Below are 2,188 nucleotides of genomic sequence, written 5' to 3'. Positions count from 1 at the left end.
GACGACAGGCCCGACGTCCGAGGACGACGCCATCTCCGCGCCCAGGCACGACGGCCCCGTCAGGCGGTCCCAGGTGGACGCCCTGATAGCCGAGTGCAAACCCGGTGCCAGCATCCGCAGGATCGAGCGGGAGGCCGGTCTCGCGGAGGGCGCGCTCGGGCACCAGCTCAAGCGCGGGCAACGTGGCCGCATCCCGAGCCTGGCGATCATGGAGCGCTTCGCGAGCGCCCTGGGGACGGACCTGGAGCGCGTTTCCAGAGCCTTCGCGGCGGACAGCCACATCCCGATCGGGGTGGAGTTGCCCCCGGAGGAGGAGGCCCTGGTCGCCCTCTTCCGACAGCTCACACCCGCCGGTCGGCGACTGCTGGTGCGCCAGGCTGCGGTGATCGTCGAATGCGAGCATGACGAGCAACGGGCCGCGCGTAGGGTGGGGCGGACACCGAGCTGACACGACCGCTCACCCGGTGTGACGAAACGCTGCGAGCTGCACCGGGCGGCCGGTAACGTCGCTGGCCGCACTCACGCAACGTGGCTCGGGGTGTGCCGCCCCGGTTCGGTGAGCGGGGAGAACCACAACGGACCGACCATGTCCGCCCGACGTGCCGGGGAGGGCCGCGTCGGGTGGACCGAGGCACGCCCTGCGGCGTAAGGGGGGCGTGCGGAGGAGAAGGAGACGTGCCCAGACACACGCACCCGCCCGACCGGACTCCCGTCATCGAAGTACGCCACGACGGCTTGCAGACCCCGTGGATGATCCAGGTCAACTCGGACGGGACGAAGACGTTGCTGATCGTCCCCGGCCTGTGTCTGGAGCCCTTGGTGGACCTCGTCCTCGACCTGGTGCAGGACCGACCCGACCCCTGCCACAGGTGCGTAGCCCTGGTCGAGCAGGTGCGCCACCTCCCGGACGGACCGATACGTGCGATGTCCGTCCACCACCTGCTCCACATGATGGCCGGAGGGATCGGGCAACCGCCCTCCGCCGCCGGGCAGGACGCCGCCGTCGCAATCGCGAGGGCCTGCTAGCGCCACCAAGACGAACAGGGCCCCGCGCAGCGGTCACTGCACGGGGCCCTGCCTCCGTACCCTCAGGTTGGCCTTCGCCGTCGCACGGCGACCCGAGGGTGGACGGCACGCGGTCGCCAAACCGGGTGCCCTGTGCGCGGACGGGAAGGAAATCCCAGCCCTGCACGGGTCTGGTCGATCAAGGAAATCCTCGTGTCGCTCTCGATGTGCGTTAGCGCAGGTGGAAGATCGTCTGCGTGGGCTGGTCGAGCCAGAGCCGGTGATGACCGGCGCTGGTCACCGTCAAGCCCCACCGGGTGAGATCTGCCCGGTCCGCTGCTCGCCAGGCGTGCAGAACGGGGGCGAGTTCGTCCCACAGCCTCCGGCTGCCTCCCTGGTGCAGGATGGCGTGCTGCTCCTCCGTGGTGTCGGGGAGGTCCACGCGGGCCCAGCTACCGGTGGCGGGGTGCAGCCACCGGTAGGAAGTGACCGACTTCCCGGCGTCGGCATCGGCGTGGGTGTAGACGAGCTGGCTGCGGTCGGCGACCAGGCTGGTGAAGAACGCGGCTAGGGCGAACTCGTCATCCAGTTGCGGGTGGTCGATGACGGTGCCGGTCGCGTTAGTGGTCGTTCCGTGTCCCCCGGTGGCCTCCAGTACGCCGGTGACCGGCGTGCGCGGGGTGTAGTGCTGGAGGTCCGAGCGCAGGGGCATGAACCCCGCGCCGCTGAGGAACCGTCCTGACACCAGCCGTTCGCCCTGCTCTTCGCCTGCGTCGCGGAGCAGGACGATGCCCTTGGAGACGTTGGTGAGGATGGCTCCGGCGGGGGCGAGCTGGTTGATCCAGTCGGTGGGGACGCGGTCCATGCCGCACGTGGCGATGATGCGGTCGAACGGGGCGCGCGCCGGGGCGCCGAGCGCGCCGTCGCGGCACAGCACGGCGGGGTGGTAGCCCGCGGCGGCCAGGCGTTCCTGGGCGGGAATGGTGAGATCGGATTCGACGTCGATCGTGGTGACATGCTCGTCGCCGAGCACTTCGCACAGCAGCGCGGCGTTGTAGCCGGTGCCGGTACCGATCTCCAGGACCCGGTGTCCAGGGTCCGCGTCGAGCGCGTTGAGCATCTGCGCCATGAGGCTGGGTTCGGTGCTGGAGCTGACGGGAACGCCCTCCGCCCAGCGGGTGAT

At 70.3% G+C, this 2,188-nt stretch carries 3 protein-coding genes; 2 read left to right on the top strand and 1 reads right to left on the bottom strand.

Annotation, left to right across the window (positions count from 1 at the left end):
• Together ACTUAL_RS32280 and ACTUAL_RS32275 are read left to right on the top strand one after the other, a co-directional pair.
• On the top strand, positions 1-448 hold a 448-nt coding region (locus ACTUAL_RS32280), incomplete at its 5' end, for a hypothetical protein (protein WP_440902882.1).
• 227 nt (positions 449-675) lie between these two features.
• The gene (locus ACTUAL_RS32275) at positions 676-1,026 is read left to right on the top strand and encodes a hypothetical protein (RefSeq protein ID WP_440902881.1); all 351 of its coding nucleotides are present in this window, start codon (positions 676-678) and stop codon (positions 1,024-1,026) included.
• Positions 1,027-1,237: 211 nt separating this feature from the next.
• Here the strand turns inward: ACTUAL_RS32275 and ACTUAL_RS32270 are convergent.
• On the bottom strand, positions 1,238-2,188 hold a 951-nt coding region (locus tag ACTUAL_RS32270), incomplete at its 5' end, for a methyltransferase domain-containing protein (protein ID WP_440902880.1).

This window comes from Actinosynnema sp. (genome assembly GCF_052038725.1).
The sequence above is the reverse complement of the archived record's forward strand: the minus strand, read 5'-3'. Positions and strand labels throughout refer to the sequence as shown.